Annotated in this window: 22 protein-coding genes, 2 tRNA genes and 1 riboswitch; of the genes, 17 read left to right on the plus strand and 7 right to left on the minus strand. The window is 65.7% G+C overall.

Annotation, left to right across the window (positions count from 1 at the left end):
- Positions 1–45: 45 nt before the first annotated feature.
- From KYT87_RS26935 to KYT87_RS26945, 3 genes are all read left to right on the plus strand, one after another.
- The gene (locus KYT87_RS26935) at positions 46–237 is read left to right on the plus strand and encodes a DUF2970 domain-containing protein (protein ID WP_046803250.1); all 192 of its coding nucleotides are present in this window, start codon (positions 46–48) and stop codon (positions 235–237) included.
- A gap of 571 nt (positions 238–808) precedes the next feature.
- A complete protein-coding gene (locus tag KYT87_RS26940; protein WP_046803249.1) occupies positions 809–2,551 on the plus strand; it encodes a nitrite/sulfite reductase in 1,743 nt (580 codons plus the stop codon).
- The gene (locus KYT87_RS26945; protein ID WP_219991295.1) at positions 2,544–3,089 is read left to right on the plus strand and encodes a DUF934 domain-containing protein; all 546 of its coding nucleotides are present in this window, start codon (positions 2,544–2,546) and stop codon (positions 3,087–3,089) included. Before KYT87_RS26940 ends, KYT87_RS26945 begins: the two co-directional genes overlap by 8 nt.
- Here the strand turns inward: KYT87_RS26945 and KYT87_RS26950 are convergent.
- The gene (locus KYT87_RS26950; protein ID WP_219991296.1) at positions 3,037–3,855 is read right to left on the minus strand and encodes an IclR family transcriptional regulator; all 819 of its coding nucleotides are present in this window, start codon (positions 3,853–3,855) and stop codon (positions 3,037–3,039) included. The genes KYT87_RS26945 and KYT87_RS26950 overlap by 53 nt on opposite strands.
- Positions 3,856–3,958: 103 nt before the next feature.
- Between KYT87_RS26950 and KYT87_RS26955 the strand changes: the two genes are divergently transcribed.
- Genes KYT87_RS26955 through KYT87_RS26970 form a run of 4 tightly spaced genes read left to right on the plus strand, consistent with a single transcriptional unit; the run spans position 3,959 to position 8,166 of the window.
- On the plus strand, positions 3,959–4,951 hold the full coding sequence (locus tag KYT87_RS26955; RefSeq protein ID WP_046803246.1) for a tripartite tricarboxylate transporter substrate binding protein: 993 nt from the start codon (positions 3,959–3,961) through the stop codon (positions 4,949–4,951).
- Between the two features lie 16 nt (positions 4,952–4,967).
- On the plus strand, positions 4,968–6,563 hold the full coding sequence (locus KYT87_RS26960; protein WP_219991297.1) for a class I adenylate-forming enzyme family protein: 1,596 nt from the start codon (positions 4,968–4,970) through the stop codon (positions 6,561–6,563).
- Complete coding sequence (locus KYT87_RS26965) at positions 6,560–7,351, plus strand: citryl-CoA lyase (protein WP_046803244.1); 792 nt, start codon at positions 6,560–6,562, stop codon at positions 7,349–7,351. The genes KYT87_RS26960 and KYT87_RS26965 overlap by 4 nt, the downstream gene beginning before the upstream one ends.
- The gene (locus KYT87_RS26970) at positions 7,348–8,166 is read left to right on the plus strand and encodes an SDR family NAD(P)-dependent oxidoreductase (RefSeq protein ID WP_104141672.1); all 819 of its coding nucleotides are present in this window, start codon (positions 7,348–7,350) and stop codon (positions 8,164–8,166) included. Before KYT87_RS26965 ends, KYT87_RS26970 begins: the two co-directional genes overlap by 4 nt.
- Before the next feature lie 61 nt (positions 8,167–8,227).
- Here KYT87_RS26970 and KYT87_RS26975 read toward each other — a convergent pair whose 3' ends face one another.
- Positions 8,228–9,022, minus strand: a complete 795-nt coding sequence (locus KYT87_RS26975; protein ID WP_082134363.1) for a MetQ/NlpA family ABC transporter substrate-binding protein — start codon at positions 9,020–9,022, stop codon at positions 8,228–8,230.
- A gap of 182 nt (positions 9,023–9,204) precedes the next feature.
- On the opposite strand from KYT87_RS26975, the gene KYT87_RS26980 reads away from it, so the two are divergent.
- The gene (locus KYT87_RS26980; RefSeq protein WP_219991298.1) at positions 9,205–10,278 is read left to right on the plus strand and encodes a DUF6817 domain-containing protein; all 1,074 of its coding nucleotides are present in this window, start codon (positions 9,205–9,207) and stop codon (positions 10,276–10,278) included.
- Between the two features lie 79 nt (positions 10,279–10,357).
- Here KYT87_RS26980 and KYT87_RS26985 read toward each other — a convergent pair whose 3' ends face one another.
- The 5 genes from KYT87_RS26985 to hemA all read right to left on the minus strand — a co-directional run bounded on the left by KYT87_RS26985 (position 10,358) and on the right by hemA (position 14,672).
- Positions 10,358–10,921: a UbiX family flavin prenyltransferase gene (locus KYT87_RS26985; protein WP_046803240.1), complete on the minus strand. Its 564-nt coding sequence runs from the start codon at positions 10,919–10,921 to the stop codon at positions 10,358–10,360.
- A gap of 7 nt (positions 10,922–10,928) precedes the next feature.
- Entirely contained in the window at positions 10,929–11,255 is a 327-nt protein-coding gene (grxD, locus tag KYT87_RS26990) for a Grx4 family monothiol glutaredoxin (RefSeq protein ID WP_006227137.1), read from the minus strand.
- A 131-nt stretch (positions 11,256–11,386) separates the two neighbouring features.
- On the minus strand, positions 11,387–12,220 hold the full coding sequence (gene prmC / locus KYT87_RS26995; RefSeq protein WP_046803239.1) for a peptide chain release factor N(5)-glutamine methyltransferase: 834 nt from the start codon (positions 12,218–12,220) through the stop codon (positions 11,387–11,389).
- Between the two features lie 10 nt (positions 12,221–12,230).
- Entirely contained in the window at positions 12,231–13,313 is a 1,083-nt protein-coding gene (gene prfA / locus KYT87_RS27000; RefSeq protein ID WP_046803353.1) for a peptide chain release factor 1, read from the minus strand.
- Between the two features lie 84 nt (positions 13,314–13,397).
- Complete coding sequence (gene hemA, locus KYT87_RS27005) at positions 13,398–14,672, minus strand: glutamyl-tRNA reductase (RefSeq protein ID WP_046803238.1); 1,275 nt, start codon at positions 14,670–14,672, stop codon at positions 13,398–13,400.
- A 215-nt stretch (positions 14,673–14,887) separates the two neighbouring features.
- Here hemA and KYT87_RS27010 point away from each other — a divergent pair.
- From KYT87_RS27010 to KYT87_RS27050, 9 genes are all read left to right on the plus strand, one after another.
- A tRNA-Phe gene (locus tag KYT87_RS27010) sits at positions 14,888–14,963 on the plus strand.
- 86 nt (positions 14,964–15,049) lie between these two features.
- A tRNA-Phe gene (locus tag KYT87_RS27015) sits at positions 15,050–15,125 on the plus strand.
- Between the two features lie 131 nt (positions 15,126–15,256).
- Positions 15,257–16,030: a hypothetical protein gene (locus KYT87_RS27020; RefSeq protein WP_219991299.1), complete on the plus strand. Its 774-nt coding sequence runs from the start codon at positions 15,257–15,259 to the stop codon at positions 16,028–16,030.
- Positions 16,027–16,524, plus strand: a complete 498-nt coding sequence (locus tag KYT87_RS27025) for a hypothetical protein (RefSeq protein ID WP_219991300.1) — start codon at positions 16,027–16,029, stop codon at positions 16,522–16,524. The genes KYT87_RS27020 and KYT87_RS27025 overlap by 4 nt, the downstream gene beginning before the upstream one ends.
- Before the next feature lie 14 nt (positions 16,525–16,538).
- Positions 16,539–16,630: riboswitch (TPP riboswitch) on the plus strand.
- Between the two features lie 69 nt (positions 16,631–16,699).
- The gene (locus tag KYT87_RS27030) at positions 16,700–17,782 is read left to right on the plus strand and encodes a long-chain fatty acid--CoA ligase (protein WP_219991301.1); all 1,083 of its coding nucleotides are present in this window, start codon (positions 16,700–16,702) and stop codon (positions 17,780–17,782) included.
- On the plus strand, positions 17,779–19,239 hold the full coding sequence (locus KYT87_RS27035; RefSeq protein ID WP_219991302.1) for an acyl-CoA reductase: 1,461 nt from the start codon (positions 17,779–17,781) through the stop codon (positions 19,237–19,239). Before KYT87_RS27030 ends, KYT87_RS27035 begins: the two co-directional genes overlap by 4 nt.
- Positions 19,236–20,000, plus strand: coding sequence for an ABC transporter ATP-binding protein (locus tag KYT87_RS27040; protein WP_219991303.1), 765 nt, complete (start codon positions 19,236–19,238; stop codon positions 19,998–20,000). Before KYT87_RS27035 ends, KYT87_RS27040 begins: the two co-directional genes overlap by 4 nt.
- A complete protein-coding gene (locus tag KYT87_RS27045) occupies positions 19,997–20,761 on the plus strand; it encodes an ABC transporter permease (protein WP_046803232.1) in 765 nt (254 codons plus the stop codon). The genes KYT87_RS27040 and KYT87_RS27045 overlap by 4 nt, the downstream gene beginning before the upstream one ends.
- A gap of 20 nt (positions 20,762–20,781) precedes the next feature.
- A complete protein-coding gene (locus KYT87_RS27050; RefSeq protein ID WP_104142836.1) occupies positions 20,782–21,795 on the plus strand; it encodes an ABC transporter substrate-binding protein in 1,014 nt (337 codons plus the stop codon).

A 21,795-nucleotide genomic window follows, 5' to 3' on the forward strand; every position in this document is an offset into this window, starting at 1 on the left:
CCAGCGCCTACAGTGCCAGTTCCCCTCATCCGCCACGAGGCGCATATGCTTAGTTTCCTGCGCACGGTCCGCTCCGTGCTCTGGGGTTTCTTCGGCGTGCGGCGCGGCCGCGGCTACCACGCCGACATCGCCCACAACAAACCCGGCCCGCTGATTGCAACCGGGCTGCTGCTGGCGGCGGTGCTGGTGATCCTGCTGGTCCTGGTCGCGCGCTGGGCAGTGACTGCCGCCTTGTAATAGCGCTGCGCGAAGGGGCCCTTTCCTCCCGCAGGGCCGCCCCAAGGGGGAAACGCCCCCTTGGGGGGCAGAGAGCGCCGAAGGCGCGAAGCGTGGGGGCCGTCATTCCTCCCGCCGGGCCGCCCCAAGGGAGGCAACGCCCCCTTGGGGGGCAGAGAGCGCACGAAGGGCGCGAAGCGTGGGGGCCTTCATTCCTCCCGCAGGGCCGCCCCAAGGGAGGAAACGCCCCCTTGGGGGGCAGAGAGCGCCGAAGGCGCGAAGCGTGGGGGCCGTCATTCCTCCCGCCGGGCCGCCCCAAGGGAGGCAACGCCCCCTTGGGGGGCAGAGAGCGCACGAAGGGCGCGAAGCGTGGGGGCCTTCATTCCTCCCGCAGGGCCGCCCCAAGGGAGGAAACGCCCCCTTGGGGGGCAGAGAGCGCCGAAGGCGCGAAGCGTGGGGGCCTTATTTCCATATTACGAGAATGACTTAGACGCTGCCGTCTGCTGGCTGTTACGGTTATGAATCCCCTTTTCCGACGCTGCGCGCCGGACGCTACAGGGCATAGACCGAGAAGACCACAAGGGCAGTAGACATGTACGTGTATGACCCCGTCGACCAGCAGCTTGTCGAGCAGCGTGTGGCGCAGTTTGCCGATCAGACGCGCCGCTTCCTCGACGGCCAGCTCACCGAAGATGAATTCCGCGTTCTGCGCCTGCAGAACGGCCTGTACATCCAACGCCACGCCCCCATGCTGCGCGTGGCCATTCCCTACGGCATGCTGGCGTCGCGCCAACTGCGCACGCTGGCGCACATCGCCCGTAAATGGGATCGCGGCTACGGCCACTTCAGCACCCGCCAGAACATCCAGTTCAACTGGCCGAAGCTGGAAGACGTGCCGGACATCCTGGCCGAACTGGCCACCGTGCAGATGCACGCCATCCAGACCAGCGGCAACTGCATCCGCAACACCACCACCGACCACTTCGCCGGCGTCGCGCCCGATGAACTTGTCGACCCGTTGGTGTGGTGCGAGATCATCCGCCAGTGGTCCACCCTGCACCCCGAATTCGCCTTCCTGCCGCGCAAGTTCAAGATCGCCGTCAGCGGCGCCGTGCAAGACCGCGCGGCCGTCGGCGTGCACGACATCGGCCTGCAAGCCGTTGAACGCGACGGCACGCTGGGCTTTCGCGTGTGGGTCGGCGGCGGCATGGGCCGCACGCCCATCGTCGGCAAGCTGATCAACCCGTTTGTGGAATGGCAGCATCTGCTGACCTACCTGCAAGCCGCGCTGCGCGTCTATAACCTGCACGGCCGCCGCGACAACAAGTACAAGGCGCGCATCAAGATCCTGGTCAAGGACCTGACGCCCGAGGTCTATGCACAGCAGGTCGATGAGCAGTGGCAGCTGATCAAAGACGGCCCCGACACCATCACCCAGGACTTCGTGGACAGCATCAAGGCCCGCTTCGTGTGGCCGCAATACGATGCCGCCGCCGCGCAAGATGCCGACAACACCGACGCGCTGGCCGCCGGCGACAAGCGCTTTGCGCGCTGGCTGCGCACCAACGTGCACGCGCACAAGGTCGCGGGCTACGCCGCCGTCACCGTCTCGCTCAAACCCACCGGCGTGCCGCCCGGCGACATCACCGCCGACCAGATGGACGCCGTGGCCGACCTGGCCGATGCCTATGGCTACGGCGAATTGCGCGTCTCGCACGAACAGAACCTGATTCTGGCCGACGTGCGCCGCGCCCGCCTGCACGAGCTCTGGCAGAAGCTGGAAGCGCTGAACCTGGCCACGCCCAACGTCGGCCTGTTGACCAACATCATCGCCTGTCCGGGCGGCGACTTCTGCGCGCTGGCCAACGCCGTGTCCATCCCCGTGGCCGAAGCCATCCAACGCCAATTCGACGACCTGGACTACCTGTTCGAAATCGGCGAACTGGACCTGAACATCTCCGGCTGCATCAATTCCTGTGGCCACCACCACGTGGGGCACATCGGCATCCTGGGTGTCGATAAGGCCGGCGAAGAGTGGTATCAGGTCACGCTGGGTGGCCGCCAGAACGGCGCCGCCAAGCCCCTGCCCGACCTGGAATCCACGCGCGGCGGCGGCGCTGCCGTGGGCCGCATCATCGGCCCGTCATTCGCACGCGACCAGGTGCCCGGCGTTGTCGACCGCCTGATCCGCACCTACCTGGGCTTGCGCGACAGCGAAACCGAACGCTTCATCGACGTGGTGGACCGCGTCGGCATCGACCCCTTCAAGCAGGACGTCTACGCCGATCCCGCCTTCGCCAAACCCGTACAAAGCGCCGAACCCGCCCATGCCTGACCTCTACGCCCACGACGCCCCCGGCCCGCACCTGATCCGCGACGGCCGCCTGCAAGCCGACACGGCGCGCCCGTTCGTGCCCGAACCCGAAGTGGCCGCCGAGGGCCAGGTGCCCACGGACGAGCCCGGCTGGATCGTGCCGCTTTCCATCTGGAAAACCTCGCGCGCCACCTTGCGCCGCCACAAGCATCCCGTGGCCGTGCTGCTGGAACCCGACGCCGACCTGCGTGACCTGGCTGAGCCCGACGGCACGCTGGACCCCACCGGCATCGCCTTCATCGCCGTGGACTTTCCCAACTACACCGACGGCCGTGGCTATTCGCTGGCGCAGCTTTTGCGCACGCAATACCACTGGACGGGCGAACTGCGCGCGGTGGGCGACGTGATGATCGACACCATCCACTATCAGGCGCGCGTCGGCTTCAGCAGCTTTCTGGTCAAGCCGGGCCACGACCCCAAAAAGGCGCTGGACGCCTTCAATACGTTCACGGTGCACTACCAGAAAACGTATCGCGCACCGACCCCGGCCGCGGCTTGACGTCGTCTTGCGCCAGCTGGCCGCGGATCAGTTCCGCGATGCTGCGCTGGCGCGGCGCCTGCATCCGGTCGATCAGGCTGGATACGCTGACCGCCAGACGCGGATAACCGTTGGCGTCGCACACGGCGACGCCAACGCCCAGCACGCCGGGCACCGCCGCGTTGCCCACCACCGACCAGCCCCGGTCGCGCGTGTTCTCAACCAGCCGCCGCATCTGCACACCGGTCATGCCGCCATAGGCGCGCAAGGCCTTTTCGTTTTGCGTCACCACTTCATCGGCCTCGGCCGGCGGCAATGCCGCCAACAGCGCCAGGCCGGCCGCGCCCACGCCCAAGGGCTGGCGGTGCCCCACCGTTACCGCCAATACCTGCACCGGGTAATTGCCCACTTCGCGATGCAGGCATAGCGAATCATTTGCCGCGCGACAAATCAGAAAGGCGGAATCCCCCGTCACGTCGCTGATCTGGCGCAGCACCGGCCGCAGGCCGCGCACGGCCTGCGCGTGTGGGTCGCCCGCCATCATCACGCCCAGTTCCGCGATGCGCCAGCGCGGCGCCTCGGACTCGCGCAGGGCATAGCCTTCCTGCACCAGCACTTCCAGGTAGCGATACGCGGTAGAGCGCTGCATACCCGCCGCGCGAGCAATGTCGGTGACGTGCATGCCGCCCGCCCCCGCTTGCCGCAACACCCCCAGCACCCGCAGGCCCCGGCGCAAGACCACGGGCCCCGAGGACTGCGATTCCGACTCCGATTCCGCTTTGTTCATATTTTGGACACCCTGCGTTGCTGACGCTTCCATCAAAGCCCAATATCAAAACGGGCAGACGAAGATCTGTCCAAATATTAGACAAAACAGGACGGAGACATTCATGAAGACTGCATACACAAGGCGGCTGGCCGCCTTTGCGCTGACCCTGGGCAGCGCGCTGGTCGCCGGCGCCCCTGCCCTGGCGGCCAAGCCCTACCCCGATCGCCCCGTCACGCTGGTGGTGGGCTACGCGGCGGGCGGCGCCACCGATATCGTCGCGCGCTTGATGGCCAAGTCGCTGTCCGAGGCGCTGGGCCAGACTTTCGTCGTGGAAAACAAGACGGGCGCCAACAGCAACATCGGCGCCGAGATCGTGTCGCGCGCCACCCCGGACGGCTACACGCTGTACGTGGGTTCCATCGCCAACACGATCAACCGCAGCCTGTACAGCCAGCTGAACTACGACTTCATCAAGGACTTCAAGCCCGTCGGCCTGGTCGCGACCATTCCGAACATTCTGGTGGTCAATCCCAAGGTGCCGGTCAAGACGGTGCAGGAATACATCGCCTATGCCCGCGCGCATCCGGGCAAACTGACCTGCGCGTCGTCGGGCAGCGGCTCGTCCATCCACCTGTCTTGCGAGCTGTTCAAGATGGAAACGGGCACCGACATCCTGCACGTGCCGTATCGCGGCAGCGGCCCGGCCGTGGCCGACCTGTTGGGCGGACAGGTCGATTCCATGTTCGACAACCTGCCCTCGTCGTTGCCGCACGTGCAGGCCGGCAAGCTGCGCGCCATTGGCGTGACATCGCCGCAGCGCCTGCCCGCCACGCCGGACGTGCCCACGCTGGCTGAATCCGGGTTGCCGGGCTTTGACGTGGAATCGTGGTTTGGCCTGGTCGCTCCCGCCGGCACGCCGCAGCCCGTCATCGCGCGCCTGAACGAAGCGCTGAACCAGGCACTGGCCAGCCCCGCCTTGCAGGCGTCCTACAAGCAGGCCGGCTTCTACGCGCCGACCACGCCCAACACGCCGGAGACCTTCGCCAAGAAGATCGACAGCGAAATCGACAAATGGGCCGCCGTCGTCAAACGCGCCGACATCAAGGCCAACTAGTTTTCAGGAGCACAGGGTGTACCCGATCGATTTCTTTTTCCGCGCGGCCGAGCAGTATCCCGAACGCATTGCGCTGGACGGCCCCGAAGGCGCGGTGACCTACGCCGAACTGGCTGCCCGTACCCGCGCCCTGGCGGCCGCGTTGCAAGACCTGGACCCCGAACCGCAAACGCGCGTGGCCCTGTGCGCGGGAAATTCCGCGCGGCACATCCTGGCGCTGCTGGCCGTGCTGGCCAGCGGAAAGATCTGGGTCCCGCTTAACTATCGCAGCACCGCGCGCGAGATCGGGCGCATCCTGGATGCCACCACGCCGTCCATCGTCATCGTGGACGCCACCGGCGACCCGCTGGCGCCGTGGGCGGACGGCGCACGCATCCATCTTGACGATGCCGACCGGGACGGAGACGGGAACGCTGACACGGGCACAGCCACAGCCGCTGATACCTCCACGGGCAGCGGCAAGGACACGAGCACCCGCACCGGTGCAAGCCTGCGCCTGAACGCGCTGCTGCGTCAGTACGCCGGACACGAGCCCACGCGCCACGCGCTGTCCCGTGACGCCACGCAGGCCATCAAGTTCACCGGTGGCACGACAGGGCTGCCCAAGGGCGTCATGCAACCGTACCGGGCGTGGAACGCCGGCATCATCAACCAGATCGCCAGCTGGCAGCTGACGTGCGAGGACCGCTACGTGGTGTCCGCGCCCATCACGCACGGCACCGGCACCTACATGCTGCCCATACTGGCCTGCGGCGGCGCGCACCTGCTGCTGGACAGCGTGACCCCGGCCACCATCACCGCCGCGTTTCGCGAGCGCGGCGGCACGCTGAGCTTCATGCCCCCCACGCTGATCTACATGATCATGGCGCAGGACGGCGTGTCGCGCGCCGACTTTCCCAAGCTGCGCAACCTGATCTACGGCGGCGCGCCGATGCCGCCGGAAAAAATAGTCCGCGCGCGCGACTTCTTCGGCCCCGTGCTGGGCACCACCTATGGCCAGACCGAAGCGCCGCAAATCGCCACCGTGCTGCGCCCGTCGGACTTGAACGACCCGCGCAACCGGGCCTCGGTCGGGCGGGCGACATGGCTGTCCGACGTCGCCATCATGGCGCCCGACGGCACGCTGTTGCCGCGCGGTGACATCGGCGAAGTCGTGGTGCAGGGCGACCTGACGATGACGGGCTACTGGCGCCTGCCCGAGAAAACCGCCGAAACGCTGGTGGACGGCTGGCTGCATACCGGCGACACGGGCCTGATCGACGCACGCGGCTATCTGTTCCTGAAAGACCGGCTGCGCGACGTCATCATCACCGGCGGGTTCAACGTGTACCCGGTCGATGTCGAGAACGCGCTGTCGTCGCACCCGGCCGTGTACGAATGCTCGGTGTTCGGCCTGCCCGACGACAAATGGGGCGAAGCCGTGCACGCCGCCGTGCAGTTCCACCCAGGCGCGCAGGCCGATGCCGACGCGCTGAAGGCGCATGTGCGCGCACTGTTGGGGCCGGTCGCCACGCCCAAGCAATTCCATATCCACGACAGCCTGCCGCGCTCCAGCGTGGGCAAGGTCCTGAAGAATGCCGTGCGCGACGCCGCACAAAAGGAGACGCCATGAACCCACCTGAAACCCGCCTTTGCGCCCATCACCTGACCGGCATGTCGTACCGCGACGTCGATCTGGTTGACGGCCTGATCGGCAAGAAGACCTTTACCGAAGTCATGATCATGCAGATCCTGGGCCGCGACGCGCGCCCGGTGGACATGCGCATCGTGGACGCGGTGCTGGTCACGTTGATGGAACACGGCATGACGCCCAGCGCCATCGCCACGCGCCTGATCTACATGAGCGCCCCCGAAAACCTGCAAGGCGCGGTGGCGTCCGGCTTGATGGCGGTGGGCAGCCAATTCGTGGGCACCATGGAAAATTGCTCGCGCCTGCTGGACCGTATCAAGCAGGCGGCGGACGGCCGTGCCGAAGCGCTGGCCATCGCGCGCGAATTCCGCGAACAGCGCCAGGCGCTGCCCGGCTTTGGCCACCATCTGCACAAGCCCGACGACCCGCGTTCCATCAAGCTGCTGGCGCTGGCCGAGGCCGAGCCGGACCTGGAGGGCGCGTCGCTGAACGCGTTGCGCCTGCTGGCCGCCGCCGTGGACGAGACCTATGGCAAGCACATCACCATCAACGCCACGGGCGCGGTGGCCGCGTTGCTTAGCGAAATCGGCGTACCCACGAACCTGATGCGCGGCTTTGCCGTGATCTCGCGCGCGGCTGGCCTGGTGTCGCACGTGGCGGAAGAACAGCAAAGCCCATCGGGCCGCTACATCTGGGAAACCATTGACCACGCCATTCCTTACGTCGGCAAGGGCAAGACGCATCAGCAAGAGGACGGAGGACCGGCATGACGGCGGCGCAGGGCACCGATACCCGGCTGGCGGGCAAGGTCGCGCTGGTAGCCGGCGCCGGCGCGTCCGCCAGCGGCTGGAGCATCGGCCGCGCCAGCTGCGTGACGATGGCGCGGCAAGGCGCCGCCATCGTGGCGCTGGACGTGAACCTGGCGGCCGCGCAAGACGCCGCCCATGAAGTCGAAAAAATTGGCGGCAGCGCCTTGGCCGTGCAAGCCGACGTGGCAGACCCCGACGCCATGCAGGCGGCGGTGGATGCCGCGCTGCGCCGCTACGGCCGCATCGATATCCTGCAAGCCAACGCGGGCATCGGCAAGGTGGGCGGTCCGGAAGATATTTCGCTGCAAGACTGGGACCGCATCCAGCAGGTGAACGTGACCAGCCTGCTGATTGCCACGCGCCTGCTGGCGCCCGTGATGCGGCAACAGGGCGGCGGCGCCATCGTCACGGTGTCGTCCATTGCTGGCATCCGGTACACGGGTTACCCACACCTGGCCTACAGCGTCAGCAAGGCTGCCGTCATCCACTTTGCGCGCATGGCGGCGCAGCAATATGCCGCTGACGGCATCCGGGTGAATACCGTGATCCCCGGGCTGATCGACACCCCGCGCGTGGCGCAGAACGTGGCGCGCATGTTCGACCCCGACAACCTGCAAGCCGCGCTGGCCGCGCGCGACAAGCAGGTGCCCATGGGCCGCATGGGCACGCCCTGGGAGGTGGCGAAAGCGGTGGCGTTCCTGGCGTCGGACGATGCGTCGTACATCACCGGCACCGAGCTGGTCGTGGACGGCGGGCTGACGGGCAAGTACGCCTGATCGTGGGCGCCGGACTCAGGCGCTACGCCTGATCGTCAGGCGCCAGACGCAGGCGCGACGCTTACCAGGACGTGGAGTACGCCCCCGGGAACTGCTTGGCCACAAACGCCTTCACCTCGTCCGACTGGTACGCCTTGATGAAGCGGGCAATGCGCGGGTCGTTCTTGTTGTCTTCACGCGCGGCGATCACCACGGCGGCAAAGGGCGCGTCCTTGCTTTCCAGCGCCAGCGCATCCTTGGCGGGCGACAGGCCCGCCGGGATGGCGTAGGCCGAGTTGACCGCCGCCGCGTCCACGTCCGACAGCGAATGCGGCAACTGCGCCGCTTCGATCTCTATGAACTTCAGCTGCTTGGGGTTTTCAACGATGTCGAACAACGACGCCGTCACCGTCACGCCGTCCTTGAGCTTGATGAGCTTGGCCGCCTGCAACACCAGCAGCGCGCGGGCGCCATTGGTGGGGTCATTGGGTATCGCCACCTTGCCGCCTTGCGGCAGGTCGTCCAGCGACTTCAGGCGCTTGGAGTAGATGCCCATCTGCTGCACCACGGCAGTGGCCACCGGCACCAGCTTGTAGCCACGCGCCTTGTTCTGCGAGTCCAGAAAAGGCTTGTGCTGATAGATGTTCAGGTCCAGTTCCTTGGCGTCCAGCGCGGCGTTGGGCTGGATGAAATCGCTGAATTCGATCAGCTTCACTTTCAGGCCCTGCTTGGCCGCCACCTGCTGCACCACTTCGCCGATCTGCGCGTGCGGACCCACGGTGACGCCGACCTTCAGTTCGGCGTCCTGCGCCATGGCTTGGGTGCCGGCAAAACCGAGCACAACGGCGAATACGGCGAGGGAATGGCGAAGGCGCATAGGGCGCATAGGGATCTCTGAAAGTAGAAAGAATGAGCCGCGATTCTATGCAGCGTCCTACAAAACCGGAAGCGATGAATATTCATATTGATATGCGCGAAATCGTATAAAGCGCCGCGCCATGACAAGCCCGCGTCATGCGGACACAATAGCGGCTGCCATCAATCATCCGCATTCACGCCATGCCCACATCCGCCGAACTACACCCGCACGCGCGCTCCTTGCTTGCCGACCACTACCAAGCCATCGATGCGGACCTGCCCGCGTTGCTGGACCTGCTGTTCGCCCGCAGCGCCGGTGAAGACTGGCACAAGGCCGGCACCTTCAAGCACCATCTGCTGGGCGTGTACCGCACGCTGGCGCTGTGGAACCAGCCGCGCGAAGTGCGCATGCTGGGCTTGTTCCACAGCGTGTACGGCAACGAATACGTGGACCTGACCTTGTTCGACCGCGAGCGCGAACGCGAGACGTTGCGCAACGTGCTGGGCGACGAAGCCGAAGAATGGGTCAGCCTGTTCTGCGCCATGCCCCGCACGAAGTTCGTGCAGGCCGTGCTGGCGGGCCAAGGCACGGGCGGCACAGGCATGACGCTTGAAGGCACCGATGGCCAGGTGTTTACGTTGACGCCGCGCCAGGTCGCCGCGTTCATCGTCGTGTCCGCCGCCGACATCGGCGAACAATGGCACAGCTGGCAAGACGAAATCTTCGCCGGTTATCCGCAGCAGCAGCGGCGTGATCTGAAAGCCAACTGGGCATCGTCGCTGTGGCCCGGCCCGCTGAAGCCGCCGTCAAATATCCTGTCGATGCTGTCGCACTTGCTGGCGCCCTTGTCCGGCATGCCGGCCGATACCGGCATCCCCGTCCCGCCGGCGTTCGACGCGTGCCGCGCCACGCTCAGCCCGCGCGACGAAGCCGCCGCCAGCGCGCTGTATTGGCAGGTCATCACGCGCATGCACCCGCTGACGGAAATGGACAGCGCGCGCCATCTTCTGGAAGCCGCCGTGGCGCATAACCCGTGGGTGGGCGAACCGCGTTTGCTGCTGGCGCAACTGGCGCTGACCACGGGCGATTTCGACGCGGCCCAAACGCATGCGGCAGCTGGCTTGGCGGCTTTGCAGGCCTGGGGCACGGCGTGGGACAAGCGCATTGAATGGGCGGGCTGGATGGCCTGGGCGCGCATCGAATTGCAAAACGCCCGCGCGCGTCAATGGCCGGAAAATCTGGCAGCGCTTAATGGCTTGGGGCTGGTGGAGTAAGCCCGGGCCGCCGCCAGCAGGCAAACAGCCCCGCATGCGGGGCTGTTTCATTTCACGCGGCACACCGGCAGCGGCCTGGCTACTTCATGCCTTCCCAATGCGGGCCGGGCACGATGATGTCGAACAATTCCAGCACGCGCGCTACGGTGTGATCCACCATTTCTTCAATGGACGAGGGGCGGTGATAGAAGGCCGGCAGCGGCGGAAACACGATGCCGCCCATTTCGGTCACGGCGGTCATATTGCGAAGGTGCGCCAGGTTGAACGGCGTTTCGCGCACCAGCATCACCAGGCGCCGGCGTTCCTTCAAGGTGACGTCGGCCGCGCGTGTGATGAGGTTGTCCGACAGGCCATGGGCCACCGCCGCCAACGTGCGCATCGAACACGGCACGATCACCATGCCGGCGGTCTGGAACGCGCCGCTGGCAAGCGTGGCGCCCACATCGCGCACCGAATGCACGTGATCGGCCAGCGCGTAGACGTCGTGGCGGCTGACATCAAGCTCGTGCTTGATGTTCAGCACACCCGAGGCGGACACCACCAGATGCGTCTCGACATCATCCACGCCGCGCAAGGCTTGCAGCATGCGCACCGCGTACAACGCGCCCGTGGCGCCGGTGATGCCGATAACAAGCCGCCGCATCGCGGCGTTAAGCCGTGGCGCCGGATTGCTCCAGCAGCGTCTTCAGTTCGCCGGATTCATTCATCTCGTTCATGATGTCCGAGCCGCCGATGAATTCGCCGGCCACGTACAGCTGGGGAATGGTGGGCCAGCTGGAGAATTCCTTGATGCCCTGGCGGACTTCGTCGTCTTCCAGCACGTTGACGGTGACCAGCTTCTTCACGCCACAGCCCTTCAGGATTTGAATGGCCTTGCCGGAAAAGCCGCACTGCGGGAATTGGGCGGTGCCCTTCATGAACAGCACAACGGGGTGCTGGGTCACGGTTTCGCGGATGAATTCTTGAACGTCGCTCATGGTGGTCTCTTGGACAGGCATAACGGAATACGCCAATTATAGGTACAGCGGAAAAATCCGCCCGAAATCCCCGGAAGCGGGTCAGGCCAAACGCGTTTTCCGCGCCAAACTCTTGTAACAGACGGCCCGGGTCAACCGCGCGCGGCAGGCCGGCGTCCGCCGGAAATTCGTTCGATGCCGGCCAGGTCGTGGCGGCTGTGCACATTCTCGAACCCGGCATCGGCCAGCAAGCCGCGTACCGCCTGCGCCTGGTCCCAGCCGTGTTCCAGCCACAGCGCGCCCCCCGGCCTCAGGTGCTGGGCGGCGCCCGTCACGATGCGGCTCAAGTCTTGCAGCCCGCTCGCGCCGTCGGTCAGCGCACCGCGAGGTTCAAAGCGCAGATCGCCCTGGTCCAGATGCGGGTCGTTGCTGGCCACATAGGGCGGGTTGGACACGATCAGATCGAAACCCTCGCCGGCCGGCACCGCATCGAACCAGCTGCCTTCCACGAAACGCACCGATGCGGTCAGATCCCACGCGTTGGCCGCCGCCACCTTCAGCGCGGCGGCGCTGACGTCGGACGCCATCACGCGCGCATCGCGTCGGGCCAGGGCGATGGAGATCGCAATGGCGCCGCTGCCCGTGCCCAGGTCCAACACGGCAGGCCCGGCGATACCCGCCACGCACTCCAGCGCGGTTTCCACCAGCACTTCGGTGTCGGGACGGGGAATCAGCACGTCGGGCGTCACGGTGAATCGGTGACCCATGAATTCGCGGTGGCCCAGCAGGTACGCCATCGGCTCGCCCGCCAGCCGGCGCGCCAGCAGCGCGTTGAAGGCGGCGGCAACGTCGGGGTCCAGCGGGTCGGTGTCGTGCGCCAGCAGCCATGCGCGCGGCTTTTGCAGCACGTGCTCAAGCAGCATCCGCACTTCCAGGCGCGGCAGGCGGGTGTCGAGCAGCAGGCTTTTGAGCTGAGGCGTCGTCATGGCGCGCGCGTCAGAGGTCGTCGCCCAGCGCCGCCAACTGCTCGGCCTGATGCTCGGCGATCAGCGCGCCGGTCAGCTCTTCCAGGTCGCCTTCCATGATCTGCTGCAACTTGTACAGCGTCAGGTTGATGCGGTGGTCCGTCACGCGGCCCTGCGGAAAGTTATAGGTGCGGATGCGCTCGGAGCGGTCGCCCGTGCCGATCAGGCTCTTGCGCTCGGCGGCTTCCTTGCTTTGGCGCTCGCGCGTTTCCTTGTCTTTCAGGCGCGCGGCCAGCACCTGCATGGCCTTGTCCTTGTTGCGGTGCTGCGAGCGGTCATCCTGGCATTCCACCACCAGGCCGGTCGGCAAGTGGGTGATGCGCACCGCTGAATCGGTCTTGTTGATGTGCTGGCCGCCCGCGCCGCTGGCGCGGAACGTGTCGATGCGCAGGTCGTTGGCGTTGATGACGATTTCCGACATCTCGTCGGCTTCCGCCATCACGGCCACGGTGCAGGCCGACGTGTGGATGCGGCCTTGCGCTTCGGTGGCCGGCACGCGCTGCACGCGGTGTGCGCCGGATTCGAACTTCAGGCGGCCGTAGGCGCCGTCGCCGTCAATGCGCGCGATCACTTCCTTGTAGCCGCCCAGCTCCGAGGCGCTTTCCGACATCAGCTCGACGCGCCAGCCGCGCGCTTCCGCATAGCGGGTGTACATGCGCAGCAGGTCGCCCGAGAACAACGCGCTTTCGTCGCCGCCCGTGCCGGCGCGGATTTCCAGGAACACGCTGCGCCCGTCATTGGGGTCGCGCGGCAGCAGCAAGAGCTGCAATGCGCTTTCCAGGCTTTCCAGCTTGCCTCGGCCCGACTTGATCTCGTCTTCGGCCATGGCCTTCATGTCGGGGTCGGACAGCATTTCCTGCGCCGTCGCCAGGTCTTCTTCAGTGCGGGCAAATGCGGTGAACGCGTCGACCACGGGTTCCAGCTCGGCGCGTTCGCGCGAGAGCTTGCGAAAACGGTCCATATCGGACGCGGTTTCCGGTTGGGCCAGCAACGCGTCCACCTCGGTCAGGCGGTTACACAGATGCTCCAGCCGGCTGCGCATGGAAGATTTCATGGGGGAATGACCAAAGAAAAAACGGGAATAGCGGGCGCCCACAAGACGAACGCCCGCCAGGAGGCGGGGCGTGGGGCAGATTCGCTAACGGCGGGAATCGCGGCCGGGAAACAGGCGCGGCATCCAGGCAAGCAGCTGCTTGCGGTCGTCGCCTTCACTGCGGTTCAAGGCCGCCAGCGGGCCGTGCAGGTATTTTTGCGTCAGCCCGTGCGCCAGCTGTTCCAGCACGGCTTCGGGCGATTCGCCACGCGCCAGGAGGCGGCGCGCGCGTTCCAGTTCAGCGGCGCGGACGTCTTCGGCGGCCTGGTGCAGGTCGCGGATAACGGGCACCACTTCGCGGGACTGCATCCAGTGCATGAAGCCCTGGACGCGGGTTTCGATAATGGCTTCGGCCTGCACCACGGCAGCGCGGCGCGCGTCGGTGCCGGTCTGCACCAGCCGGCCCAGGTCATCCACCGAATACAGATAGACGTCGTCCAGGCGGCCGACTTCGGGTTCGATGTCGCGCGGCACGGCCAGGTCGATCATGACCATGGGGCGGTGGCGGCGCAGGCGCGTAGCCCGTTCCACCATCCCCAGGCCGAGGATGGGCAGGGAGCTTGCCGTACAGGAAACGATGACGTCGAACTCGGACAGGCGATCCGTCAGGTCGGACAGCTTCATGGTGCTGGCCGAAAAACGGTTGGCCAGGATTTCGGCGCGCTCGGCCGTGCGGTTGGCCACCACCATGCTGCGCGGGCGTTGCGCGGCGAAGTGGGTGGCGCACAGTTCAATCATTTCGCCCGCGCCGATGAACAGCGTGCGGGCCTGGTCCAGGTTGCCGAACACGCGCTCGGCCAGGCGGACGGCGGCGGCGGCCATGGACACCGACTGTGCGCCAATGGCCGTCTGCGACCGCACTTCCTTGGCCACCGAGAACGTGCGCTGGAACATCTGGTGCAGCAAGGTGCCCAGCGACCCGGCTTCACCGGCGGCGCGCACGGCGTCTTTCATCTGCCCCACGATCTGGGTTTCACCCAGCACCATGGAGTCCAGCCCGCTGGCCACGCGGAAAGCGTGACGGACGGCGTCGTCTTGATGATGGCGGTACAGGTGCGGGCGCAGCGTGCCGGCGTCCAGGCGGTTATGTTCAGCCAGCCAGGCGGGCAATTGATCGGCGACGTGACCGTCGGCCGCGCAATAGATTTCGGTGCGATTACAGGTGGACAGGATGGCGGCTTCACGGACGGAACCGCCGAATGCCGAACGCAGACCTTCCAGCGCAGGCTTGACCAGATCGACGGGCATGGACACGCGTTCGCGAACCGAAACCGGCGCGGACGTGTGGTTCAGACCGAAGGCAAGGACAGCGACCGACATGTGGATGCGTAAAGAACTGCCACGAAAATGACTGAAAGATTATACCCCTGCGGGTTATCCCCAGCCCATTTGCGCCCACTTCCGCGACCCTGCGTCGCACCTTCCGTTCCATTCACCCAACAGTCCGCAGGCGCGACGGGGCGAAAAATAGTTGGCGGATCCGCCCCTACGGCTGGCGTGGGCAAAAAAAATTGTGTATAGTTGCGGACTTCGTTGGCCTGGTAGCTCAGTCGGTAGAGCAGAGGATTGAAAATCCTTGTGTCGGTGGTTCGATTCCGCCCCAGGCCACCAAAAGAATTATTGGGATTGCGATAGCAATATCAAGTCCCAAAAAAAGCCCAGCCGCCGCGCTGGGCTTTTTGCACCGTGTACGTGTTGGCCTGGTAGCTCAGTCGGTAGAGCAGAGGATTGAAAATCCTTGTGTCGGTGGTTCGATTCCGCCCCAGGCCACCAGCCCTCCTGATCTCCACCGCTGTGGGGATTTTTTTACGTCCAAATTCTGGCGTTCACCCCCGCCTCGGCGCCCGCTTGCAAAATATTACATGCCGGCAAAAAAGCCGGGCACGAGGTCTACAGTCGTCGGTATGAAACCGGCCGCCAATCTTCGCTTCGCTGTGCGCGACCGCATCAACGGCGTTGATGTGGGCCCAAAGGCTGTTCCCTTGAGCCTGCTTGGCGAGTTTCAAAAAGACGTCAGCGACTTTCTGCAAGGGTCCACCCGAGAGGTCAACCCGGCCGCAGTGCTGGTGTCGATAGAAGAAGGGTCGCTGGTTTTAGTCGCCGAAGGGTTGTTGGCGGCATCGACGCTCTGGGCCGATGTGGAACGCTTAGCCGTCCCGAATTCTCTCGAAGCCATTGATCCCCGGCGCGCGGCGGTCATCGAGCGCTGGCAAGCCCAGGCACGCAACAATCCCGATCGTGTTTACGCCCTTGAAGACAACACGCGGCGCGCGCTGACGATCGTCAATGCCCAGTCAGACTTCAAACAATCCGTCGATATTTGGGTAACCGTGGAAAAGTACTTACACGGCAAAATCGTGGACTGGGGCGGCAAGACCAAAGCGAACGTTCACCTTGTGCTTGAAAATGGCAAATCGCTTACGGTAGCCGCCACTCAGCAATTACTGGCACAGGAGAGCGAAAATCGCCTCTATCGCCCAGCCTTGCTGCACGTGACCGCTGAAGAGAATTTACGAACCGGTGAATTGCGCAATTTGAATCTGCGCTCGTTTGAGGTGCACCACCCCGCGTACGACGACGATGAATTCCAGCGAATGGTACGCAAAGGCACCGCGGCCTGGGCGGACGTACCCGACGCAACACGATGGGTTGAATCACTGCGTGGCGACGACTCATGACGGCAGCAGTGTTGCTGGATACCAGCTATCTGATCTCGCTCGTCGACGCGACTCGCCCCAACCACCAAATTGCCACCCGGTACTTCCGGCAGATGATCGACGAGTCTCTGCCGATTTATTTTTCGGCAGTCGTTGCAGCGGAATTCGGCATCAAGCAAGCACTGACCGACTTACCACTGCAAAAGTTTCGCCACCTGCCGTTCAACATCCCGCACGGGCAGCGAGCCGCCCAATTGTGGAATGTGCTGGGCCCAAGGGGCGATGGCACCGGGCGCGCAGTTGCGCGTGATGACATCAAACTCATTGCCCAGGCTTGTCACGAGCGCATTCCCTTTGTCCCCAATGAGGACGCTTCCTCGCTGCACAAATACTGCGAACGGCTACGTGAGGCTGGCGTATGCCAGGTGCGTTCCATCGTCCTGGCCAGCGGTTATGACCCCGCAGCCTTCCGAATGGATGGTCAGCAAGGATTCGACCTAAGCGGCGAACCCTAGAGCGGGTTAACATTGCCTTCGCTCCGGGGTGCACGCCAGTGCTGAGATTCAGACCCGCGAACTTGACCCGGTTCATGCCGGCGTAAGAAGAGCAATCGTCCGACCCTGCCGCGCCCTTGCGCCGCTTGCGCGGGCGGGCTTCGGAGCTTCCTTGTACCGGAATCGACGAACGCCCATGAACAACGCTGCCCCGCCCGTCGCGGAACTTCTTGAATTCATTGCCCAGGACGGCTGCACCGATGCGCAGTTCGACCGGATGGCGCTACGGCTTTTTGCGTATCAATATGGCGCCAACGCGCCGTATCGCGCGTTTTGCCAGCGGCGCGGCGCGACCGTGCGCAATGTGAAGACCTGGAGCGACATTCCCGCCGTGCCCATCGACGCCTTCAAGGCGATGGAGCTGCGCTGCGAGGCGCCTCGGGCCGACGAGCGTGTCTTCATGACCAGCGGCACGACGCGCGCCGATATGCGCGGGCGGCACTTTCACCCGCATCTTGAGGTTTACGACCTGTCCATGACCCGCAATTTCGCCGCGCGCGTCATGCGGGGCACGCCGCGCCTGCCGATGGGCATTCTGTTTCCGGACGAAGTCGCCATGCCCAATTCGTCGCTGGCCCACTATCTGGCCCTGGCCAAGACCGCGTTCGGCACCGAAGACAGCCGCTATTTCATGTCGCCGCAGGGCATCGACCTGGATGGGTTGTGGCGCCGCCTTGAAGAGGCTGAACGCGACGGCCAGCCCTATGCGCTGCTGGGCGCCAGTTTCAGCTTCGTGCATGTGATCGATGCGCTGCGCACCGCGGGCCGCGCGTTCCGTTTGCCGCCGGGCAGCCGCATCCTGGACACCGGCGGCTACAAGGGCCAGTCGCGCGAGCTGCCGCTGGACACCTTTTATTCCGAGCTGTCCGAGCTGCTGGGCGTGCCGCGATCGCTGTGCATCAACATGTATGGCATGACCGAACTCAGCACCCAGTTTTATGACGACGGCAATGCCACCGTCCCTTCCGTGAAATCGGGGCCGCACTGGATTCGCTCGCGCCTGGTCGACCCCGCCAGCGGCCGCACCGTGCCCGCGGGCGAACGCGGCATCCTGGCGCACTGCGACCTGGGCAACTTCAATTCGGTCAGCACCATCCTCACTGAAGACGTCGGGCAACCCGCCGATGGCGGCTTTTTGCTGCTGGGCCGTGCTGAAGGCGCGCAGGCCAAGGGCTGCTCGCTGGCGGTCGAAGCATTCATTCAGTCGGCGCGGCCATGAGCGTGCAACGCGTCCAAGCGGGCTATCTGCCGGGGCTGACCCCGGCCGATGTCCAATGGCAGACCCTGCCCTTCGAGCAGGACGGCCGGCGCGTGGACGTGGCCGTGCCGGTGCTGACCGCCTCACAGATGCAAGCGCTGGCCGAACGCGTCAAGCAGGCCAGCGCGCGGCATCTGAAGACGATGACGGTGTCGGAGATCATCAACGTCATCGACCGCGCCATCGCCCGGTTGCTGGATCCCAACGACCCGGTTCGGCAACAAGCCGATGTTCTGTTGCCGATCGTCAGCGGCTATGACGGGCAGATGGTGCGGCTGGGCCTGACCGGCTTTTTCAAGACCTTCCGCGCGCCGCAGCTGCATCGCTTTGTGGCCGAAGACTTCGCCAACCCCAAGGTGCTGGACGGCTTTCAGCCCGCGGCCAAGGGCGGCGCGGTGCGCGCGCATGGCCCGCAATTGCTGGTGCACAGCTGGGCCGGCAACGTGCCCGCGCTGGCATTGTGGAGCCTGATCTGCGGCCTGCTGGTCAAGGCCGGCAATATTGGCAAGCTGCCCAGCGCCGAGCCGCTGTTTGCCGGCTGGTTCGCGCACCTGTTGGCCGAGGTGCACCCACCGCTGGCCGACTGCCTGGCCGTGGTCTGGTGGCGTGGCGCGGGCGAGGACGACGCCGCCGCGTTGTACGCGCAGGCCGATACCGTCGTGGCGTACGGCGGTAACGACGCCCTGCATGCCATCCAGCGCCGCCTGCCCGTCACGACGCGCTTTCTGCCGCATGGCCACAAGCTGGGCTTTGGCGTGGTCAGCGCGGCGGCGCTGGACGCACAAAAGGCCCCCGCCCTGGCACGCCGTGCGGCATGGGACGTGATGCGCTACGACCAGCAGGGCTGTTATTCGCCGCAGATTTTTTACGTGCAGCGCGGCGGCCTGGTATCGCCGCGCGACTTTGCGGCTTACCTGGCAGGCGAGCTGGCCAATCTTCATCGCCGCTTTCCGCGCCGCGCGTTGGATCTGGCCGAATCGGCGGCGGTGGCCAAATGGCGGCAGTCCATCGAATGGCAGTTGCCGTCCAACGCCGCCGACGTGTTGATCGGCGACCCCGATGCCGCGTGGACGGTCTCTTATGTGGACACCGCGCCCGCGCTGTCGCCCACGGCCCTGCAACGCAGCATCGTGGTGGCCGGTATCGACATGCTGGATGAGGTGGCGGCGCGCGTGGCGCCCCACCACCACTACCTGCAAACAGCGGGCGTGGCCGCCACGCCCGAAGAGCTGTATCGCCTGGCCGATCAGCTGGGCGCGGCAGGCGTTACCCGCGTCAGCGCGATTGGCGCGATGAGCATGCCCGAAGCGGGCTGGCATCACGACGGCCGTTTCAACCTGCTGGACCTGGTGCGCATGACGGAAATCGAACAGTCCGCCGAAACCGCCGCCGACCCCTACGCGCCGTACGAACCATGATTGCGGACTCGTCCCGCCCCTTCCTGCACATCGACGGGGCGGTCTACACCTACCCCGGCCGCACACCCATCGTGAACGGCATCGACTGGCGCCTGCAAGCCGGCGGCTTTCATTGCCTGGTGGGCCGCAGCGGCTGCGGCAAGACCACGCTGCTGAAACTTGCCGCCGGGCTATTGACGCCGCAGTCCGGCCGCGTGGTGCTGCAAGACGGCACGCCCGCCGCGCCCGGCCCGCAGCTGGGCTATGTATTTCAAGCGCCAACGCTGCTGGACTGGCAACACGTAATCGACAACGTGCTGCTGCCCGTGTCCTTGCAACGCCGACCGCTGCCGGAAGACGCACGGCGCGCGCACGATCTGCTGTCCATGCTGGGCCTGTCCGACCACGCACAACACTACCCACGCCAACTGTCCGGCGGCCAGCAAAGCCGCGTGGCGCTGGCCCGCGCGCTGATTCTTGAACCCGCCTTGCTGTTGCTGGACGAGCCCTTTGCCGCGCTGGACGCCATCACGCGCGGCGAGCTGCAAGACGACCTGCTGCGCATGTGCCGCTTGCGCAATACCACCGTGCTGTTCGTCACGCACGACATCAGCGAAGCCGTCTACCTGGGCGACCGCGTGGCCGTCATGCACCAGGGCCGCATGCTGGCCGACCTGCCGGTGGACCTGCCCGCGCCCCGCACGCAAGCCATGCGGCACGGCGCCGCGTTCAACGCCACCTGCGCGCAGGTGTACGAACTCATGACCGGGGCGCGCCCATGACGCCCGCCATTCGATTCCGCGTGCTTGCGCTGGCGCTGCTTGTCGCGCTGCTTGGCGCCTGGGAAATCACCGTGCGCCAAGCCGGTATCTCGGCATTGGTGCTGCCCGCCCCGTCCGCCGTCGCAAAAACCTTGTGGACCAGCCTGGCCACCGGCTACCTGTGGCCGCACATCGGCGCAACGCTTGCCGAGATGCTGCTGGGCCTGGCGATCGGCGGCGCGGCGGGCCTGGGCATCGGCATTGCGTTGGCCGAATCGGCCTTGCTGGACCGCGTGCTCAAGCCCTACGTGATCGTCAGCCAAGTTGTCCCCAAGCTGGCGCTGGCGCCGCTGTTCGTGGTGTGGTTCGGCTTCGGCATGGCGCCCACGGTGGTCATGACCGCGCTGATCTGTTTTTTCCCCTTGATGGAAAACACGCTGACCGGGCTGCGCCAGGTCGACCCGAACCGGCTGCAACTGTTTCGCATGCTGGGCGCCACGCGCGCGCAAACCTTGCTGCGGCTGAAGCTGCCTGCCGGCCTGCCGGGCATCCTGGCGGGACTGCGCGTGGCGCTCGTGCTGGCACTGGTGGGCGCCGTAGTGGGCGAATTCATCGGCGCCAGCCGAGGCTTGGGCGCCGTCATCATCGCCGCGCAAGGCATGATGGACACGCCCCTGATGTTCGCCGCGCTGACCGCCATTGCGGCCATCGGATTGCTGGGCTATCAGGCCACGCTGATGCTGGAACGACGCCTGCTGCGTCCCTACGCCGATCAATCATGACTTTCATCCGGACCGCATCCATGCATTTTTCTCCCACCCGCCGCGCCTTGCTGACGGCCGCCGCAGGCCTTGCCGCCACGTCCGTGGCGCCGCTGGCGGCACGCGCCCAGGGCGCCTCGGCCACAGCCGTTAGCGGCACCGTCACGCTGGCGGGCTGGAGCAAGCCCATCAGCGAAATCACCAACCTGCTGGCCGAGCCAGACAAGGGCTTCTTCAAGGCGCAGGGCGTCAACCTTGTCTACCTGCCCGGCGCGGGCGGTGGCGACGCCATCCGCAACCTGCTCAGCGGCCAGGCCGACGTGGCCTTCACCGACCCCGGCTCGTTTTTCATGGCGTTGGACAAGGGCGAAAAGCTGCGCGCCATCTACGACATCTATCCGCAAAACGTCTTCAACGTGGTGTCGTTGAAGTCGGCCAACATCACGCGGCCGGCCGACTTGAAGGGCAAGCGCATCGGCGTCTACAGCCTGTCCAGCGGCACGCGCCAGAACCTGCTGGTGATGCTGCATCAGGCCGGGCTTACCGAAGCCGATGTTGAAATCGTCGTCACCGGCGTGCTGAACTTTGCGCCGCTGCTGCAAGGGCAAGTGGACGCCACCGCCGCCACCGACACCGGCTTGCTGGTGGGGCGCAAGCGCGGCCTGGGCGAGGTCAATGTGATGCAGGTCAGCGACACCCTGAACGTATCCAGCGACCTGTTCGTCGTGCGCGAGTCGGCACTGCCGCAAAAGCAGGCCCTGCTGCGTGCCTTCCTGAAGGCTTATCGCGACAGCGCCGCGTGGATGATCGCGCATCCCGAAGAAGCGGCCCAACTGGCCGGCAAGCGCGCCCTTGACGGCACCGATCTGGCCGTCAACCTGGAAGTGATCCGGCTGCGCAACGCCGCATCCATCGCATCCGGCGGCAGGCCCTTGGGCTCCATCGATATCGGCTTGCTGCAACAGGCGGCGGACGCTTACCACGCGTTGGGCCTCATCAAGCAGCCCATCGACATCGCCGCCGTTGTCGACACGCACTTGTTGCCGGAGGCATGA

This window comes from Achromobacter sp. ES-001 (assembly GCF_019448355.1).
GTDB lineage: Bacteria > Pseudomonadota > Gammaproteobacteria > Burkholderiales > Burkholderiaceae_B > Achromobacter > Achromobacter spanius_B.

Bases quoted from the DNA above. Each gene is read 5' to 3' on its own strand.
- KYT87_RS26935 (WP_046803250.1), top strand. From the start codon at position 46: ATGCTTAGTTTCCTGCGCACGGTCCGCTCCGTGCTCTGGGGTTTCTTC.
- KYT87_RS26940 (WP_046803249.1), top strand. From the start codon at position 809: ATGTACGTGTATGACCCCGTCGACCAGCAGCTTGTCGAGCAGCGTGTG.
- KYT87_RS26945 (WP_219991295.1), top strand. From the start codon at position 2,544: ATGCCTGACCTCTACGCCCACGACGCCCCCGGCCCGCACCTGATCCGC.
- KYT87_RS26950 (WP_219991296.1), bottom strand. From the start codon at position 3,855: ATGAACAAAGCGGAATCGGAGTCGGAATCGCAGTCCTCGGGGCCCGTG.
- KYT87_RS26955 (WP_046803246.1), top strand. From the start codon at position 3,959: ATGAAGACTGCATACACAAGGCGGCTGGCCGCCTTTGCGCTGACCCTG.
- KYT87_RS26965 (WP_046803244.1), top strand. From the start codon at position 6,560: ATGAACCCACCTGAAACCCGCCTTTGCGCCCATCACCTGACCGGCATG.
- KYT87_RS26970 (WP_104141672.1), top strand. From the start codon at position 7,348: ATGACGGCGGCGCAGGGCACCGATACCCGGCTGGCGGGCAAGGTCGCG.
- KYT87_RS26975 (WP_082134363.1), bottom strand. From the start codon at position 9,022: ATGCGCCTTCGCCATTCCCTCGCCGTATTCGCCGTTGTGCTCGGTTTT.
- KYT87_RS26980 (WP_219991298.1), top strand. From the start codon at position 9,205: ATGCCCACATCCGCCGAACTACACCCGCACGCGCGCTCCTTGCTTGCC.
- KYT87_RS26985 (WP_046803240.1), bottom strand. From the start codon at position 10,921: ATGCGGCGGCTTGTTATCGGCATCACCGGCGCCACGGGCGCGTTGTAC.
- grxD (WP_006227137.1), bottom strand. From the start codon at position 11,255: ATGAGCGACGTTCAAGAATTCATCCGCGAAACCGTGACCCAGCACCCC.
- prmC (WP_046803239.1), bottom strand. From the start codon at position 12,220: ATGACGACGCCTCAGCTCAAAAGCCTGCTGCTCGACACCCGCCTGCCG.
- prfA (WP_046803353.1), bottom strand. From the start codon at position 13,313: ATGAAATCTTCCATGCGCAGCCGGCTGGAGCATCTGTGTAACCGCCTG.
- hemA (WP_046803238.1), bottom strand. From the start codon at position 14,672: ATGTCGGTCGCTGTCCTTGCCTTCGGTCTGAACCACACGTCCGCGCCG.
- KYT87_RS27020 (WP_219991299.1), top strand. From the start codon at position 15,257: ATGAAACCGGCCGCCAATCTTCGCTTCGCTGTGCGCGACCGCATCAAC.
- KYT87_RS27025 (WP_219991300.1), top strand. From the start codon at position 16,027: ATGACGGCAGCAGTGTTGCTGGATACCAGCTATCTGATCTCGCTCGTC.
- KYT87_RS27030 (WP_219991301.1), top strand. From the start codon at position 16,700: ATGAACAACGCTGCCCCGCCCGTCGCGGAACTTCTTGAATTCATTGCC.
- KYT87_RS27035 (WP_219991302.1), top strand. From the start codon at position 17,779: ATGAGCGTGCAACGCGTCCAAGCGGGCTATCTGCCGGGGCTGACCCCG.
- KYT87_RS27040 (WP_219991303.1), top strand. From the start codon at position 19,236: ATGATTGCGGACTCGTCCCGCCCCTTCCTGCACATCGACGGGGCGGTC.
- KYT87_RS27045 (WP_046803232.1), top strand. From the start codon at position 19,997: ATGACGCCCGCCATTCGATTCCGCGTGCTTGCGCTGGCGCTGCTTGTC.
- KYT87_RS27050 (WP_104142836.1), top strand. From the start codon at position 20,782: ATGCATTTTTCTCCCACCCGCCGCGCCTTGCTGACGGCCGCCGCAGGC.